The organism is Treponema sp. R6D11 (assembly GCF_054786075.1).
In genome coordinates this window covers 1-825 of the sequence record NZ_BDHD01000534.1, presented here as the reverse complement: position 1 = coordinate 825, position 825 = coordinate 1, and the positions used below count along the sequence as shown (strand labels likewise).

Genomic DNA, 825 nt, shown 5'->3' with positions numbered 1-825 from the left:
TAACGGATGTTGTCGGCTATCGTTCCCGTGAACAGGAAACTGTCCTGAAGCATTATCCCCATCTGGCTTCTTAGCGAATGTAGGGTAACCTTCATTATGTCCTGGCCGTCGATTAAAACCTCTCCTTCATCAATGTTGTAGAAGCGCGAAAGCAGGTTTACAATTGTGGTTTTTCCGGCTCCGGTGGGCCCTACGATGGCTATGCTTTCTCCCGGACGGCCGCTAAAGCTCACGTTGTTCAGTACCTTGCGCTCCCCGTCGTAACTGAAGCTTACGTTCTTAAAATCGACGTGTCCGCGCATAAAAGGAAATTCGACCGCGTTGGGAATGTCCTTAATCGTTATTGGTTCCGCTATAGTGTCAAAAATTCTGTCTAGGTACGACATTGCGGTAATAAAAGTGTTGTATATATTTGCGAGGTTAATGATCGGCTGCCAGAAGCGCCACGCGTAGTTTCCCATAACAAGCAGCATGCCGAAACTTGCCATCGGGTTCATCCAGTAAACGCCCATTATGTACACGAAAGACCAGACAAGCTGGCTTATGGATTCCGTTGAAAACCATACCGTATTGGAAATGTAAATCGCCTTCATCCACACGTGGTTGCGCTGGTCGGCGAGATCGTTCATTATTTCAAGATTTTGATTCTGCCTGTCAAAGGCCTGAGTAACCTTTACCCCGTCTATGGATTCCTGAATGTAGGCGTTAATGTTCGAACCTTTGTTTGAAACCGCCTGCCAAGCCCTGCGCTGCGCGGGTTTTATCGTCCAGATAAAAATGGCGAGCAGGGGAAGGCCTATTACCGTAACCGTCGCAAGATGGGGG

At 48.2% G+C, this 825-nt stretch carries 1 protein-coding gene; it reads right to left on the bottom strand.

Going from position 1 to position 825, the window contains the following annotated elements; genetic code table 11:
• Window positions 1-825 (bottom strand): ABC transporter ATP-binding protein (locus tag ACYVTD_RS14515; RefSeq protein WP_461248428.1); only part of this gene is annotated, 825 nt, incomplete at both ends.